This is a genomic window from Streptomyces sp. XY431, assembly GCF_001279805.1.
GTDB classification, from domain to species: domain Bacteria; phylum Actinomycetota; class Actinomycetes; order Streptomycetales; family Streptomycetaceae; genus Kitasatospora; species Kitasatospora purpeofusca.
The window spans coordinates 13261-27880 of record NZ_LGDO01000489.1 but is presented as its reverse complement, the minus strand read 5'-3'; the positions used below and the strand labels follow the sequence as shown (position 1 = coordinate 27880).

Genomic DNA, 14620 nt, shown 5'->3' with positions numbered 1-14620 from the left:
CGGTCCGTTGTTCGCCGTCCGCTCCGGTCCTCAGCGCGCGTCCACCGCCCGCGCCGCCGTCCGCCGCCGGAGCGCCAGGCCCGCGCCCGCGAGCGCGGTGACGCCCAGGGCCGCGACCGCCGTCACGGCCGGCAGCGCGCTGCCGCCGTTCACCGGAGTACCGGCGGCCCGCGGGGCGCCGGGCTCGTAGCCGCCGCCCTTGCCCGCCCGGTCGTACGCCGAGCCGGGCAGCTTGTCGCCGTACCGCTGCCGGACCAGCCCCTGGTACGCGGCCAGGCTCACCCCGGCCTCGCCCACCGAGCGGCGCGCCTCCTCGTCCAGCGGCAGCACCCGGCCGTCCCGCAGCACGTACCAGGCGTTGATCTGCGGCTCGCGGAACGCCGTACCACCGCCGCCGGCCGCCGCCCGCGCCGCGTAGTCGCTCTCGTCGCCGCCGGTGGCGATGTTGACGACCCGCCAGCCGCCGTTCTGCTTGACCGTCCAGACCGAGGCGATCCGGCCGTCCGCCGCGACCACCTTGCTCGCGGTGAACTCGGCCCGGGCCACCGGGGCACCCGGGGAGCCGGACACGAAGTCCGCGTCCAGCAGGTACACCGGCACGGTGTCACCGGTCAGCCTGGGCGCGGCGGCGTCCGCGGTGCCCGAGGAGTCCGCCCCGACCGTGAGCTGCCCGGTCTGCGGGGCACCCTTGCGGGCGAAGAACCGGCCCAACTGGTCCAGCACCGCCGGACTCTGGACCGCGCCGCGGGCCTGGGCCAGCTCCGCCGCGGGCACCGGCTCGGGCACCCCGCCGGGTCCGGCCGCGGAGGCGGCCGGGGCGAGGGCCAGGCCGAGGCCGGCGGCCAGCAGGACGACCGTCGCGCCGCGGACGGCCGCGGCATCACGCATGCTGCTCATGTCGCCCCTCACGCGCCGATCCGGTACAGGGAGTGGGTCCAGGAGAACGTGCCGTTCGACACGTAGTAGTTGTAGTCCGCCCAGTTGTAGCGGGTGTTGGACGGCCACGGGTCGCCCCAGTAGACCCAGTTGTTGGAGGTGTCGAACCCGTAGACCACGTGCATGTGGCCGCCGCCGGAACTCCACTGGATCCGGGTCTCGATCGGCCGGTTGGCGTTCACCTCGGTCTGCACCGTGCTGTAGCGCAGATAGCCGGTGACGTAGGAGCCCGGGTTGATGCCGACCCAGCTCAGGCCGTTCTGCACATCGCCCAGCGTGGCCTGGCTGTTGGGGCAGCCGGAGTTGGTCGAACGGCCGAACGCGGCGTTGCAGAACTGGTTCTGGCTGTAGGTGTAGCCGTACCAGGTGGCGATGGTGTTGCCGCTCGCCGCCCAGCACCAGTTGGTCTGCTGTTGCTGCTGCATGGTGATGTTGAGCTTCTTGAAGGTGCCGGCCAGATCGGCCGTGGCACCTGCGGCGGCGGGCTGTACCCGCTGGGCCTGGACGGGGGCGGACGAGGCCGTGGGGGTGGCCTGGGCCGGGGTGACGGCCGCGACGCTGAGCGCCGGGCCGAGGACGCCGAGTGCGAGCACCGAGACGGTGCGGCGCAGGCGTGTCCGTGCGACTGACATGGGGGATTTCCTCCTTGCGACAGGCAGAGGAGTCGAGAGGTGTGGGGGTGCGGTCCGGATCGCGCCACCGAGCATCGCGCTGTTGACATGGCCGGTCAACGCCCCTCGGCACCCCTTCCGCCGGGTGTGAACGCACCCGCCCCGTTGTGAACGCCGGCCCGGGAACCCCTGCCAGTCACGCCCCGACCGGTGACAAACCCCCCTCCACATGTGAATATTCACGACCGACCGGGCCCGCCCCGTCCGCCACCCGAGGAGGCCGCATGCAGCGGACCGACCACCCCGACCTCGCCACCGCGCTGCGGACCGGCCCGTTCTACCTCGCCCTGCGCACCGCCATCGCCGTCCGGGGCCTCGCCCTGCACCGGGTCCGCGACCACCTCGCGCTGCGCGGCGTCCACATCGGGGTCACCAGCCTCAGCTACTGGCAGCAGGGCCACCGCCGCCCCGAGCGGCCGGAGTCGCTGCGCGCCGTAAGGGAGTTGGAGCGGGTCCTGGACCTCCCCGCGCACTCCCTCACCAGACTGCTGGGCCCCCGGCGCGGCGCACCCGCCGAGCCGGCCGGCCCGCCCGTCCGCCCCTACCGCGACCTCATCAGCCCGGCCACCGCCGTCGACGACCTGCTCACCGAGCTGTCCAGCCCGCGCGACACCGGCCTGCACACCATCACCCACATCGAGCGGATCCGGATCGGCGCCGACCGCCAGCTGCTGCGCCGCGACTCCCAGCACGCCCTGCGCGCCCACCGGGACGGGATCGACCGCTACCTCGCCATCCACCAGGGCGACCCGGGCAGCGACATCACCCGGGTCGGGGTCCGCGCCGAGGAGAACTGCCGCCCCGGCCGCATCCGCCGTGACCAGGCCCACGACCTGCTGGTCGCCGAACTCCTGCTGGACCGGCGGCTGCGCGCGGGCGACACCCATCTGCTCGGCTACGGCTTCGACGACGCCCCGTCCCCCACCCCCAGCTGCGAGTACGTCCGGGGCTTCAACTCGGGTGCCGGACAGTACGTGCTCCAGGTCACCTTCCACCCGGAGGCACTCCCCGTCCGCTGCCACCGCTTCGCCCGCCGCTCCCCCGCCGAACGGCCCTACGAGACCGAGGAGCTGACCCTCGACGGCCACCACTGCGTCCACCTGGTCGCGACCGCCCTGCGGCCCTGCATCCTGGGCATCAGCTGGGACTGGGAGTAGGAGGACCGCCCCGGCTCCGGCCACCGGTCGTACCGGCTGCGGACCGCCCCGGCTGCGGACCGCCCCCCGGCTACCGGTCGTACCGGCCGGGGTCCGGCGCCAGCCGGCGGGCGTCGTAGCGGGGGTCGACGGTGCCGAACAGCCGGTCCCAGACCGTGGTGTAGAAGCCCAGGTTGACCGAGGGGTCGCGGTGGTGGCCGACGTGGAACATCGGCAGCGCCACCCAGCGGAACACCGCCAGCCGCCGGACCCGGACCGGGAACGGCTCCACCCCGAGGTGCCCGAGCAGGCCGAAGACCAGATTGACGCCGATGTAGCCGGCCAGTGCCGCGGCGGACATCCCCGGCCAGAGGCAGAGCACCGCGATCCAGGCCCCGCCGAAACCCAGCACCTCCAGCGGGTGCAGCACGAACAGGGTGGCCGGGCGCGGGTCCGGGTAGGCGTGGTGCAGCTCGTGCGCCAGCCGGTAGAGCCGGCGGCGGTGGGCCAGCCAGTGGCCGCCGTACATCAGCGCGTCCATCACCAGCGAGAACAGCAGCAGATCGGCCAGTGCCCGCGGCCCGGTGTCCGCGGTGAGCCGGATCCAGCCGGCCCGCCAGAGCAGCCAGCCGGCCAGCCCCAGGGCCGAGTTGAGCAGCACGGCGACCACCGTCAGCAGCCGTTCCCGGCGGTCCGGCGGCGCGGGGGCCGGGGTCAGCCGCCGGTCGCCGAAGCGACGGACCAGCCAGCCCCCGGCCAGCAGGGCCACCACGAACAGCGCGAGGTTGCCGGCCAGCGCTCCGACCGCCACCTCCAGCGGCCCCAGCCGGGCCGCCCGTGCGAGTACCGCGTCCACCGTCGCGCCCCCTCCTGCTGCCTGCCCTGCCCCACCGGTCCGACGTCTTCCCGGTACCGGTGGTTCCCGACCCCCGTAGACGGCTGTCGGCCGCCGGCAACCGTCGAGGACCGTCGGCGGACCTCAGTCGCCGAAGGCCAGCTCCACGCAGTCCTCCACCGGCCGGTAGCCGATCTGCTGGTAGATCGAGTTGCTGGTCGGATTGGCGAGATCGGTGTAGAGCAGCACCTCCACCGCCCCTCGGGCGAGGGCGGCGGCCGAGGCGGCCGCCGTGACACCGCTGGCGTAGCCCCGGCCCCGGGCCTCGCCCGGGGTGTAGACCGGGCCGATCCGCGACATCCCGGCGATCACCGCGCTGGCCCCCGCCACCGCGACCGGCCGCCCGCCGTCCTCCCACAGGTGCAGCTGGCCGGCGGCGGTCCGGTCGTCCACCACCGTCGCGACGTTGGGGATCCGGATGTCCACCTCCTCGGCGAACTCGGCGAACCAGCGGACCAGCAGCTCGTGGTCGGCCGCTCCGGCGAGCCGGGACCGGCCGGACGGCGGGCGCGGCGGATCGGCCAACTCGCCGAGCCGGTAGAGCCGTTCGTTGGTCCTGACGGTGCTCGTGGTACCGGTGACCGCAGCCCAGGCGGCGCCGAAGGCCAGCGTCGCGGCCGCGCCCCCGCCCGCTCCGGTGAGCGCTGCGGCCCCGGCCGGAGCGGCGGCCGACCCAGCGGCCGGCTCGGCAACCAGCTCGGCGGCGAGCAGGGCGGCCAGCTCGGCGGCCAGCTCGACCGCGGCCGATTCCGGCATCCGCCCCAGCCGAGGGGTGAACGGCGGCGTCTGCACGAACGCACCGGCGACCGGCCCGTCCGGCTCGGCGCGCCACCAGCCGAACACCGGCACGCCGTCGCCGTAGTAGTGCGGGCCGCTCGCCGCCAGCCGGTCGGTGATCGTGAGCAGGACGGTGTTCTCGGCCGGGTGCGCGGCGAGGAAGCCGCCGGCCCGGGCGCGGAAGTCGTCGAGGGAGCTGCTGATGGTCCAGGGCATGAGCCATCCTCCCCCGGCCCCACCGCCTCCCTCCACCGCTTTTCTACCGCCCGGACACGTCCTGGAACACGCCCAGCCGGGCCGCGAGGACGGCCGGATCGGTGGTCGGGGCGTCACAGGCGAAGTGGCGGCAGACGTACGCGGCGGGCGCGCCGTCGACCAGCGGCCGGCCGGCCAGCAGCGGGACGTCGTCGCTGCCCGCGCCCGGCTCGCCGAGCGCGACCACCGCGCCGGGCGCGGTGCCCAGCAGCGCGGTCCGGTGCAGCGCGGCCGTCGCCGGGTCGCCGGCCGGGCCGATCACCGCGACCTCGCGCGGCCCGTCGGCCAGCGCCTCGGCCGCCGCCAGACCCCAGCCGACGAAGCGGGGCGCGCGCGAGGCCAGCGCCCCGACGATGCCGAGCGCCCGCTCGGCGGCGGTCCGGTGACGGTCCGACCCGGTGCAGGCGGCGTAGCCGAGCAGCGCGTTCGCGGCGGCGGTCCAGCCGGACGGGGTCGCGTTGTCGGTCGGGTCCTGCGGGCGCCGGATCAGTTCCTCGGCGTCGTCGGCGGTGTCGTAGAGGGCACCGGTCGCCTCGTCGGTGAAGTGCTTGAGCACGGTGTCGAGCAGCCCGCCGGCCAGCTGGAGCCACTCCGACTCGCCGGTGACGGAGTACAGCGCGAGGAAGCCCTCGGCGGTGTCGGCGTAGTCCTCCAGCACGCCCGCGTTGGCGCCGGGGCGGCCGTCCCGGGAGGTGCGCAGCAGCCGGCCGTCGGGGGTGAGGTGGACGGCGAGCAGCAGGTCGGCGGCGCGCTCGGCGGCGGCGACGAGGTCGGGGCGGTCCAGCAGGGCGCCGGTCTCGGCGAGGGCGGCGACGGCGAGGCCGTTCCAGGCGGCGACCACCTTGTCGTCCCGGGCGGGCGCCGGGCGCTCCGCGCGGGCCGCCAGCAGGCGCGCCCTGATCGCCTCGTACTCGGCGGGGTCCTCGGGGTCGGCGAGGAGCTGGAGGACGGAGGTGCCGTGCTCGAAGGTGCCGTCCGCGGTGACGGAGAACAGCCGGGCGGCGGTGGCCGCGTCGGCCGGGCCGAGCAGGTCGACCAACTGGCCCGGCTCCCAGACGTAGTAGGCGCCCTCGCTGCTGGCGCCGGTCTCCTCGTCGAGGCTGTCGGCGTCCAGCGCGGAGGCGAACGCGCCCTCGGGGGTGCGCAGTTCGCGCAGCAGGAAGTCCGCCGTGGAGAGCGCCGTCCGGCGGGCCAGCGGGGAACCGGTCGCCCGCCACAGGTGCAGGTACGCGCGGAGCAGCAGCGCGTTGTCGTAGAGCATCTTCTCGAAGTGCGGTACCACCCAGCGGGCGTCCACCGCGTACCGGGAGAAGCCGCCGCCGAGCTGGTCGTGGATGCCGCCGCGGGCCATCGCCTCGCCGGTGCGGACGGCCATCTCCAGCGCCGCCTCGGAGCCGGTCCTGGCGTGGTGGCGCAGCAGGTACTCGATCACCATGGCCGGCGGGAACTTCGGCGCCCCGCCGAAGCCACCGTGCCGCTCGTCGAAGTCACGGCTGAGCCCGACCAGCGCCTCGTGCAGCTCGGCCTCGCCGGGCGGCGTGTGCACCCCGCTGCCGACCGCGTACACGGAGGCCCGCTCGGCCAGGTCGGCCCGGATCCGCCCGGCGACCTCGCCGACCTCCTCCCGCCGGTCCCGCCAGGCCGCGTGCACGCCCTCCAGCACCTGCCGGAACGAGGGCATGCCGTGCCGGGGCTGGGGCGGGAAGTAGGTGCCGAAGTAGAACGGCTCCTTCTCGGGGGTCAGGAAGACGGTCATCGGCCAGCCCCCCTGCCCGGTCGCCGCCTGGACCGCCTCCATGTAGACGGCGTCGACGTCCGGCCGCTCCTCCCGGTCGACCTTGACGGCGACGAACCGCTCGTTGAGGTACGCCGCCGTGCCGCCGTCCTCGAAGGACTCGTGGGCCATCACATGGCACCAGTGGCAGGCGGCGTACCCGACGCTCAGCAGTACCGGTACGCCGCGGCGCTCCGCCTCGGCGAAGGCCTCCGGCCCCCACGGCCACCAGTCGACCGGGTTGTCGGCATGCTGCTGCAGGTACGGCGACGTGGCGTCGGCGAGGCGGTTCGGCATGCCCCCCATCCTTGCGCATCGGCGCCCGGGAGGGGGCAGGACCTCACTCCTTCGGAGCCTCCGGCTCCTCGACGAAGTCGACCTTCTTGAACTGCCGGTTCATCGACTTGGCCAGGAACCAGGTGGCCACGCCGAGGGCGGCGAAGACGACGAAGCCCAGCAGGCCGGGGGTGACCTTGGCGTCGTCGACGGCGAGCTCGGCGGCGAGGTGGGTGAGGTTCACGGGGGCACTCATATCTCTATGGTGGCCCGGCTCACGGGGAGCCGGGCCGTCGGGGGGTGCTTCAGTCCCGCGTGTCGGCCTTCTCGGCCGTCAGGCTGGGGGTACGCAGACCGGCGAACAGGTCGTCCTCCGGCAGGTCCACGTCGACCAGGGTACGGGCGAGCTCGTAGTCCTCGGTGGGCCACACCTCGCGCTGGACCTCCAGCGGGACGCGGAACCACGGGCCGTCCGGGTCGATCTGGGTGGCGTGCGCGATCAGCGCGCGGTCCCGGGTCTCGAACCAGTCGTCGCAGCGGACCCGGGTGGTGATCTCGCGCTCGGTGCGGCCGCTCTTCTCCCAGCCGGCGATCCACTCGCCGTAGGGGGACTCGTGGCCGTTCTCGCTGAGGTACTTGTGCAGGGCGCGGATCCGGCCCATCGGGAAGCCGTGGTTGTAGTAGAGCTTCAGCGGCTGCCAGGGCTCGCCGGCCCCGGGGTAGGCGTCGGGGTCCCCGGCGGCGTCGAAGGCCGCCATGGTGATCTTGTGGGTCATGATGTGGTCGGGGTGCGGGTAGCCGCCGTTCTCGTCGTAGGTCGTGATGACCTGCGGCTTGAACTCCCGGATCAGGCGGACCAGGGGTTCGGCCGCCTCCTTGACGTCCTGGAGGCCGAAGCAGCCCTCGGGCAGCGGGGGCAGCGGGTCGCCCTCGGGCAGGCCCGAGTCCACGAAGCCCAGCCAGGCCTGCTTGATCCCGAGGATCGCGCGGGCCTCGTCCATCTCCTTGCGCCGCACCTCGTGGATGTTCTCCTCGATCTCCGGCTTGCCCTGCAGCTTCGGGTTGAGGACCGAACCGCGTTCCCCCCCGGTGCAGGTGGCCACCAGCACGTCCACCCCCTGGTCGACGTACATGGCCATGGTCGCCGCGCCCTTGCTGGACTCGTCGTCCGGGTGTGCGTGCACCGCCATCAGTCGCAACTGCTCAGTCAACGCGTGCGTTCCTTCCACAAATGTCCGGGCGTCCCGCGCCATCCGGTCCGCCCACCGTCCGAGCCGCTCTCGGGGCCGCGTCACCGCGGGACCGGCCGCGGCGTACGGCGCCGACACGGCCGAGCCCCGCCCCCGCCGGACCGGCCGCGGGCGTGCCCCTCCTATAGTGACGGACTGGAGGAGCCCCGCATTCCCCCGCACCACCCGCGCGGCCTCCTCCTCACGAGAGGACTGAGCCCCATGAGTGCTGGCACCCGGACCCCGCAGCTCCCCGAGGGGCGCTACGGGCGGCGCGGCGACCGCGAGACCGACCGCCGGCTCAAGGTGATCGGCGCGGTCTGCGGGGTGCTGGCGCTGGGCCTGATCGCCTGGCTGGGCAGCTCGTACCTGATCCGGGAGACTCGGATCAACGGCACCGTGCCGACCTTCCAGGCCGTCTCGGACAGTGAGCTCCAGCTGCACCTGGCGGTGCGCAAGACCGAGGGCACGGCCGGCAGCTGCACCGTCCGCTCGCAGGGCGAGGACGGCGCGGTGGTCGGGGTCGCCGACTTCCCCGTCCCCGCGGCGGGCACCGGCTACGACGCGGTGGTCAGTCTGCGGACCACCGCCCGCGGCACCACCGCCGAGCTGCTGGGCTGCACACCCGCCTAGGCCGGGCCCGAAAGGCGCCGACCGGTCGTCCGGACGGCGGTCGGCGCATATTCGCCCGGGCGGGCGGGCATCCGTAGGGGAGTCCCGCCCGCCGATCCGGTACACCTCGGCGCAACGCCGTCGTCAATGGCGCGCCAACGACTCTCCCGATTGTCGGCAGGAGTTGTTAGGCTCGTGGTTTCGCCCCTTCCGCACCAGCTGGTACGGGAGCGGGCGTTGCTTTGTAGTTAAGACCGTTATCTGCACCGACCTACGCGCTGACGACTCACACCCTCAGCACAGCCCCAGCACCTACGAGGAGCACCCGTGACCCAGACCAGCGAGAACGTGACCTGGCTCACTCAGTCCGGCTACGACCAGCTCAAGGCCGAGCTGGATCACCTGACCGGCCCCTGGCGGATCGAGATCGCGCAGAAGATCGAGGCCGCGCGTGAGGAGGGTGACCTCAAGGAGAACGCCGGCTACCACGCGGCCAAGGAGGAGCAGGGCAAGTACGAGCTGCGGATCCGCCAGCTCACCCAGCTCCTGGAGCGCGCCAAGGTCGGCGAGGCCCCGGCCGACTCGGGCGTGGTGGCACCGGGCATGGTCGTCACGGTCGCCTTCGACGGCGACGTGGACGACACCATGAAGTTCCTGCTGGGTTCGCGCGAGGTGGCCGGCGACGACGACCTGGAGATCTACTCGCCGCAGTCCCCGCTGGGCCGCGCCATCGACGCCAAGACCATCGGCGACGAGGCCACCTACGAGCTGCCGAACGGCAAGCGGGCCATGGTCAAGATCATCGAGGTCAAGCCCTACACCGGCTGATCCTCCCCCGCCGGTCCGGCGGACGGGCGAAAGGGCGGCCGTGGCACCTGCCACGGCCGCCCTTCGCGTGCCACCCCGGGCGAACGGCCGCCCCGGGCGAACGCGCCCCGCTCAGCCCGCGGCCGAGCGGTACTTGCGCACCGAGAGCCAGGAGAACACCGCGATGATCGCCAGCGACCAGAGCACCGACATCAGCTCCGCGTGCTGCATCGGCCAGACGTCGTCCACCGGCCCGACCTGGTTGCCGAAGAGGTTGCGGCAGGCCTGCACGGTGGCGCTGAACGGGTTCCAGTAGGCGATCCCCTGCAGCCAGCCCGGCATCGAGCTGACCGGCACGAAGGCGTTGGAGATGAAGGTCAGCGGGAACAGCCAGATCAGCCCGGCCGAGGTGGCCGCCTCCGGACTGCGCACCGAGAGGCCGATCAGCGCCCCGATCCACGAGAACGCGTAGCCGAGCAGGAGCAGCAGCCCGAACGCGCCCAGCGCGGACCAGAACCCGTGGTGGATCCGCCAGCCGACCAGCAGCGCGACCACCGCGAGCACCACCAGGGTGAAGGCGGTCTGGCAGAGGTCCGCCAGGGTGCGGCCGACCAGTACCGACGAGCGGGTCATCGGCAGTGAGCGGAACCGGTCCACCAGCCCCTTGGACATGTCCTCGGCGATGCCGGCCGAGGCGCCGGCCACCGCGAAGGTGACGGTCTGGGCGAAGATGCCGGCCATCAGGAACTGGATGTACGTCGAGGAGCTGGACTCCGTCCCGGGGATCTGGATCGCGCCGCCCATGACGAACGAGAACAGCAGCACGAACATCACCGGCTGCATGAGCCCGAACACCACGATCTCGGGGATCCGGGTCATCCGGCGCAGGTTCCGCTTGGCGACCACCCAGGAGTCGTGCAGCACGGCGGCCACGCCCCGGCGCTGCTTGGGCACCGCCCCACCGATGGCGTGCTCGGTGGCACTGGTCATCTCACCGCTCCTTCCCGGCCGGGACGGCCCGCTCGTCCGCGCCGGAGCCGTCGGCGCGGCCCCCGCCGCCGCCCTCCTCCTGGTCGGCCTCGGTGTGGTGGCCGGTGAGCGAGAGGAAGACGTCGTCCAGGGTCGGCCGGCGCAGGCCGATGTCGTCGATCTCGATCGAGCGGGCGTCCAGCTCGCGGATCACGTCCGCGAGCACCCGGGCGCCGCCGCTGACCGGGACGGTGATCCGGCGGGTGTTCTTCTCCAGCGCCGGCTCGCCCAGCGCGTAGCCGGACAGCGCGGCCACCGCCTCGCCGACCAGCTCGGCCCGGTGCACCACGACCTCGATCCGCTCGCCGCCGATCTGCGCCTTGAGCTGGTCGGCGGTGCCGCGGGCGATCACCCGGCCGTGGTCGACCACGGCGATGTCGTGGGCGAGGCGGTCGGCCTCCTCCAGGTACTGGGTGGTGAGCAGCAGCGTGGTGCCCTGCTCGACGAGGGTCTCGATGACCTCCCACAGGGCGAGCCGGTTGCGGGGGTCCAGACCGGTGGTGGGCTCGTCCAGGAACATCACCGGCGGCCGGACCACCAGGGCGGCGGCCAGGTCGAGGCGCCGGCGCATACCGCCGGAGTAGGTCTTGGCGATGCGGTCCTTGGCCTCGGTGAGGTTGAACCACTCCAGCAGTTCGAGCGCCCTGGCCTTCGCCGCGCGGACCGGCATCTGGTAGAGCTCGCCGACCATCTGGAGGTTCTCGAAACCGGTGAGGTACTCGTCGACCGCGGCGTACTGGCCGGAGAGGCCGATCAGGCTGCGGACCCGGTTCGGATGCTTGAGGACGTCGACGCCGGCCACCGTGGCACGGCCGGAGTCGGGCTGGAGCAGGGTGGTGAGGACGCGCACGGTGGTGGTCTTGCCGGCGCCGTTCGGGCCGAGCAGCCCGAGCACCGTGCCCTCGGGGACGTCGAGGCTGACGCCGTCCAGGGCTCGTACGTCGCCGAAGGTCTTCACCAGGTTCTCGGCTTGGATGGCTGGCGCCATGGGCCTGCCTCATCTCCTCGGGGAGGGACGGAAGGGCGGGGACGACTGCGCGGGACAACAAGTGGCCTGTCCCACTTTGCCCCCATTCCTGGTGGGCCAGCGACTCCGGAGCCCCCCGGCCCCTACGCGGAGACCACGTACCCCGCGTCCCGCAGCTCGCCGAGCACCGCCGCGCAGTGCTCCGGCCCCTTGGTCTCCAGGTGCAGGTCCACCTCCACCTCGGTCAGCCCCAGCCGGGGGTCGACCCGCACGTGCGCCACGTCCAGCACATTGGCGTCGACCCGGGTCAGCACCCCGAGCAGCCCCGCCAGCGCCCCCGGCCGGTCCGCCAGCCGCACCCGCAGCGAGAGGTACCGGCCGGCGGCCGCCAGGCCGTGCCGCAGCACCCGCTGCATCAGCTGCGGATCGATGTTGCCGCCGGAGAGCACCGCCACCACCGGCCCCTCGAAGGAGTCCGGCTGCTCCAGCAGGGCCGCGATCGGCGCCGCCCCGGCCGGCTCCACCACCAGCTTCAGCCGCTCGAGACCGAGCAGCAGGGCCCGGGACAGCGAGTCCTCGGACACGGTGCGGACCCCGTCCGCCAGGGTGTTGACGATCTCGAACGGCACGTCCCCGGGCCGGCCCACCATGATCCCGTCGGCCATGGTGGCGAACCGCTCCAGCGAGACCGGACGCCCCGCCGCAAGCGAGGGCGGGTACGCGGCGGCGCCCGCCGCCTGCATCCCCACCACCCGGACGTCCGGCCGCAGCGGCTTGACCGCCGCCGCGATCCCCGCCAGCAGCCCGCCGCCGCCCACGCCGACCAGCACGGTCCGCACCTCGGGGCACTGCTCCAGGATCTCCAGCCCGACCGTGGCCTGCCCGATCACGATGTCCCGGTGGTCGAACGGGTGGATGAACACCGACCCGCTCGCCTCCGCGTACTGCTGCGCCGCCTGCAGCGCCTCGTCCACGGTCGCCCCGTGCAGCCGCACCTCGGCGCCGTACTCCCTGGTCGCCGCGACCTTGGGCAGCGGCGCGGCCAGCGGCATGAAGACGGTGGAGCGCACCCCGAGCAGCGAGGCCGCCAGCGCCACCCCCTGGGCGTGGTTGCCGGCACTGGCCGCGACCACCCCGCCCGCCCGCTGCACCGGCGAGAGGCCCGCGATCCGGACGTACGCCCCGCGCAGTTTGAACGAGCCGGTGCGCTGGAGGTTCTCGCACTTCAGGTGGACCGGAGCGCCGACCAGCGCGGAAAGGTGGCGACTGCCCTCCATCGGCGTCGTCCGGGCCACCCCGGCGAGCATCTTCTGGGCGCCGCGGACATCGTCGAGGGTGATCGGCCAGCTGTGCATGACAGCAGCCTAGGCTTCTTCGGCGCCTCGTCCGGGGACGTCGGCCCTGTTCCCGGGCCCGCCCGGCCCGCGTACGCTGCTGCTTCTGAGCCTCTCTCACCGCATGATGATCGTGAGCCGCGATGACGACGACCTCGCCCCTGGCCTCCGACCTCACCGACCCCGTGCACACGCAACTCCAGTACCAGCTGGCGGTGTTCGCCCGCAGAATGGAACAGGTCCGCGGATCCGACGGAGTGGCCGCCCTGGTCCGGGCCGCCTACCTGCTGCTGGAGCGGCTGGAGCGCCTCGGCCCCGCCAACGTCAAGGCCCTGGCCGACGCGCTGGGGGTCGACTCCTCCACCGTCACCCGGCAGGTCGCCCCGCTGGTCGCGGCCGGCCTGGTCGGCCGGGTGCAGGACCCGGCCGACCGGCGCGCCGTCCGGCTCGCCCTGACCCCGCTCGGCGCCGACCGGCTGGCCGAAGTCCGGGCCGGGCGGACGGAGTTGACGCGTCAGCTGGTCGCCGACTGGCCGCCCGAGGAGCAGCAGGTGTTCTGCGCCCTGCTGGCCCGCTTCAACCACTCGATGGAGTCGTACTCGGCGGGCCGGCAGGGCGGTTAGCGACCGACGGGCACTACTTGCCCAGCGCCTGCTGGAGGTCGGCCAGCAGGTCGTCGATCGACTCGATGCCGACGGAGACCCGCACCAGGTCGGCCGGCACCTCCAGCGCCGAACCGGCCACCGAGGCGTGGGTCATCCGGCCCGGGTGCTCGATCAGCGACTCCACGCCGCCCAGCGACTCACCGAGGGTGAACAGCTCCGCCCGGTTGCAGACCTCGACCGCCGCCTCCTCGCCGCCGTTCACCCGGAACGACACCATGCCGCCGAAGGCCTTCATCTGCTTGGCGGCGATCTCGTGGCCGGGGTGCTCGGGCAGGCCCGGGTACAGCACCTGGCTGACCTTGGGGTGGCCCGCCAGCAGCTCGGCGACCTTCTCGGCGTTCGAGCTGTGCCGGTCCATCCGGACGCCCAGGGTCTTGATGCCGCGCAGCACCAGCCAGGCGTCGAACGGGCCGGAGACCGCGCCCATCGCGTTCTGGTGGTAGGCGACCTCCTCGGCCAGTCCGGCCTCGGCGATCACCAGGGCGCCGCCGACCACGTCGGAGTGGCCGCCCATGTACTTGGTGGTCGAGTGCACGACCACGTCGGCGCCCAGCGCGATCGGCTGCTGCAGGTACGGGCTGGCGAAGGTGTTGTCGACGACCAGCAGCGCGCCGGCGCCGTGCGCGATCTCGGCCAGCGCGGCCAGGTCGGTGATGCCCAGCAGCGGGTTGGACGGGGTCTCCACCCAGACCGCGCGGGTGTTGGGGCGCAGTGCCTCGCGGACCGTGGACAGGTCCTGGGTGTTGGCCACGGAGAACTCGACGCCCCAGCGGGTCAGCACCTTGGCGAAGAGCCGGAAGGTGCCGCCGTAGGCGTCGTTGGGGATCACGATGTGGTCGCCCGGCTTGAGGACGGTGCGCAGGAGCGTGTCCTCGGCCGCCAGGCCGGAGGCGAAGGCGAGGCCGCGGGAGCCGCCCTCCAGCGCGGCGAGGCACTCCTCCAGCGCGGTGCGGGTCGGGTTGGCGCTGCGGCTGTACTCGTAGCCGCCCCGCAGGCCGCCCACCCCGTCCTGCTTGTAGGTGGACACCTGGTAGATCGGCGTGACGACGGCCCCGGTCTGGGGGTCTGCTTCCTGACCCGCGTGGATGGCGAGGGTCTCGAAGCCCTGGGGAAGCTGGTGCTCGGTCATGCTCCGAGCGTAGTCGGCGAACGCCGGGCTGCCGCCCGGAAGGCACCCGGCCGCCGGGGACCGGCCGGAATCCCCGGGCGGGCGACGGCGTTGGAACCTCCGCAACCCTTCTCGAACCGTTGGAGCAG

Annotated in this window: 15 protein-coding genes; 4 read left to right on the top strand and 11 right to left on the bottom strand. The window is 73.5% G+C overall.

Annotated elements, in window-relative coordinates:
* Positions 1 to 30: 30 nt before the first annotated feature.
* Positions 31 to 897, bottom strand: a complete 867-nt coding sequence (locus ADK60_RS33520; RefSeq protein ID WP_053650704.1) for a hypothetical protein — start codon at positions 895 to 897, stop codon at positions 31 to 33.
* 8 nt (positions 898 to 905) lie between these two features.
* Positions 906 to 1568, bottom strand: coding sequence for a papain-like cysteine protease family protein (locus ADK60_RS33515; protein WP_053650703.1), 663 nt, complete (start codon positions 1566 to 1568; stop codon positions 906 to 908).
* Positions 1569 to 1831: 263 nt separating this feature from the next.
* On the opposite strand from ADK60_RS33515, the gene ADK60_RS33510 reads away from it, so the two are divergent.
* Entirely contained in the window at positions 1832 to 2764 is a 933-nt protein-coding gene (locus ADK60_RS33510; protein WP_053650702.1) for a hypothetical protein, read from the top strand.
* Positions 2765 to 2834: 70 nt separating this feature from the next.
* On the opposite strand, the gene ADK60_RS33505 is transcribed toward ADK60_RS33510, so the two are convergent.
* The 5 genes from ADK60_RS33505 to mca all read right to left on the bottom strand — a co-directional run bounded on the left by ADK60_RS33505 (position 2835) and on the right by mca (position 7931).
* A complete protein-coding gene (locus tag ADK60_RS33505; protein ID WP_045940397.1) occupies positions 2835 to 3599 on the bottom strand; it encodes a sterol desaturase family protein in 765 nt (254 codons plus the stop codon).
* A gap of 123 nt (positions 3600 to 3722) precedes the next feature.
* The gene (locus ADK60_RS33500) at positions 3723 to 4631 is read right to left on the bottom strand and encodes a GNAT family N-acetyltransferase (RefSeq protein ID WP_053650701.1); all 909 of its coding nucleotides are present in this window, start codon (positions 4629 to 4631) and stop codon (positions 3723 to 3725) included.
* A gap of 43 nt (positions 4632 to 4674) precedes the next feature.
* A complete protein-coding gene (locus tag ADK60_RS33495) occupies positions 4675 to 6741 on the bottom strand; it encodes a thioredoxin domain-containing protein (RefSeq protein WP_053650700.1) in 2067 nt (688 codons plus the stop codon).
* A gap of 43 nt (positions 6742 to 6784) precedes the next feature.
* Complete coding sequence (locus ADK60_RS33490) at positions 6785 to 6976, bottom strand: hypothetical protein (protein ID WP_045940394.1); 192 nt, start codon at positions 6974 to 6976, stop codon at positions 6785 to 6787.
* A 49-nt stretch (positions 6977 to 7025) separates the two neighbouring features.
* Positions 7026 to 7931, bottom strand: coding sequence for a mycothiol conjugate amidase Mca (gene mca / locus ADK60_RS33485; protein ID WP_053650699.1), 906 nt, complete (start codon positions 7929 to 7931; stop codon positions 7026 to 7028).
* 240 nt (positions 7932 to 8171) lie between these two features.
* Between mca and ADK60_RS33480 the strand changes: the two genes are divergently transcribed.
* Complete coding sequence (locus ADK60_RS33480; RefSeq protein WP_053650698.1) at positions 8172 to 8582, top strand: DUF4307 domain-containing protein; 411 nt, start codon at positions 8172 to 8174, stop codon at positions 8580 to 8582.
* Positions 8583 to 8888: 306 nt separating this feature from the next.
* Positions 8889 to 9389 (top strand): transcription elongation factor GreA, encoded by a 501-nt coding sequence (gene greA, locus ADK60_RS33475; protein WP_030397059.1) that lies wholly within the window; start codon positions 8889 to 8891, stop codon positions 9387 to 9389.
* A gap of 111 nt (positions 9390 to 9500) precedes the next feature.
* On the opposite strand, the gene ADK60_RS33470 is transcribed toward greA, so the two are convergent.
* From ADK60_RS33470 to ilvA, 3 genes are all read right to left on the bottom strand, one after another.
* Positions 9501 to 10358, bottom strand: coding sequence for an ABC transporter permease (locus ADK60_RS33470; protein WP_053650697.1), 858 nt, complete (start codon positions 10356 to 10358; stop codon positions 9501 to 9503).
* Between the two features lies 1 nt (position 10359).
* Positions 10360 to 11385: an ATP-binding cassette domain-containing protein gene (locus ADK60_RS33465; RefSeq protein WP_053650696.1), complete on the bottom strand. Its 1026-nt coding sequence runs from the start codon at positions 11383 to 11385 to the stop codon at positions 10360 to 10362.
* 122 nt (positions 11386 to 11507) lie between these two features.
* On the bottom strand, positions 11508 to 12719 hold the full coding sequence (ilvA, locus tag ADK60_RS33460; RefSeq protein ID WP_053650695.1) for a threonine ammonia-lyase: 1212 nt from the start codon (positions 12717 to 12719) through the stop codon (positions 11508 to 11510).
* A 122-nt stretch (positions 12720 to 12841) separates the two neighbouring features.
* On the opposite strand from ilvA, the gene ADK60_RS33455 reads away from it, so the two are divergent.
* Positions 12842 to 13321, top strand: coding sequence for a MarR family winged helix-turn-helix transcriptional regulator (locus tag ADK60_RS33455; protein ID WP_045940388.1), 480 nt, complete (start codon positions 12842 to 12844; stop codon positions 13319 to 13321).
* A gap of 13 nt (positions 13322 to 13334) precedes the next feature.
* Here the strand turns inward: ADK60_RS33455 and ADK60_RS33450 are convergent, their stop codons facing one another.
* On the bottom strand, positions 13335 to 14492 hold the full coding sequence (locus ADK60_RS33450) for a cystathionine gamma-synthase (protein WP_045940387.1): 1158 nt from the start codon (positions 14490 to 14492) through the stop codon (positions 13335 to 13337).
* Positions 14493 to 14620 lie beyond the last annotated feature (128 nt).

Bases quoted from the DNA above. Each gene is read 5' to 3' on its own strand.
- ADK60_RS33480 (WP_053650698.1), top strand. From the start codon at position 8,172: ATGAGTGCTGGCACCCGGACCCCGCAGCTCCCCGAGGGGCGCTACGGG.
- ADK60_RS33495 (WP_053650700.1), bottom strand. From the start codon at position 6,741: ATGCCGAACCGCCTCGCCGACGCCACGTCGCCGTACCTGCAGCAGCAT.
- ADK60_RS33515 (WP_053650703.1), bottom strand. From the start codon at position 1,568: ATGTCAGTCGCACGGACACGCCTGCGCCGCACCGTCTCGGTGCTCGCA.
- ADK60_RS33510 (WP_053650702.1), top strand. From the start codon at position 1,832: ATGCAGCGGACCGACCACCCCGACCTCGCCACCGCGCTGCGGACCGGC.
- ilvA (WP_053650695.1), bottom strand. From the start codon at position 12,719: ATGCACAGCTGGCCGATCACCCTCGACGATGTCCGCGGCGCCCAGAAG.
- ADK60_RS33520 (WP_053650704.1), bottom strand. From the start codon at position 897: ATGAGCAGCATGCGTGATGCCGCGGCCGTCCGCGGCGCGACGGTCGTC.
- ADK60_RS33490 (WP_045940394.1), bottom strand. From the start codon at position 6,976: ATGAGTGCCCCCGTGAACCTCACCCACCTCGCCGCCGAGCTCGCCGTC.
- ADK60_RS33450 (WP_045940387.1), bottom strand. From the start codon at position 14,492: ATGACCGAGCACCAGCTTCCCCAGGGCTTCGAGACCCTCGCCATCCAC.
- ADK60_RS33500 (WP_053650701.1), bottom strand. From the start codon at position 4,631: ATGCCCTGGACCATCAGCAGCTCCCTCGACGACTTCCGCGCCCGGGCC.
- ADK60_RS33455 (WP_045940388.1), top strand. From the start codon at position 12,842: ATGACGACGACCTCGCCCCTGGCCTCCGACCTCACCGACCCCGTGCAC.
- ADK60_RS33470 (WP_053650697.1), bottom strand. From the start codon at position 10,358: ATGACCAGTGCCACCGAGCACGCCATCGGTGGGGCGGTGCCCAAGCAG.
- ADK60_RS33465 (WP_053650696.1), bottom strand. From the start codon at position 11,385: ATGGCGCCAGCCATCCAAGCCGAGAACCTGGTGAAGACCTTCGGCGAC.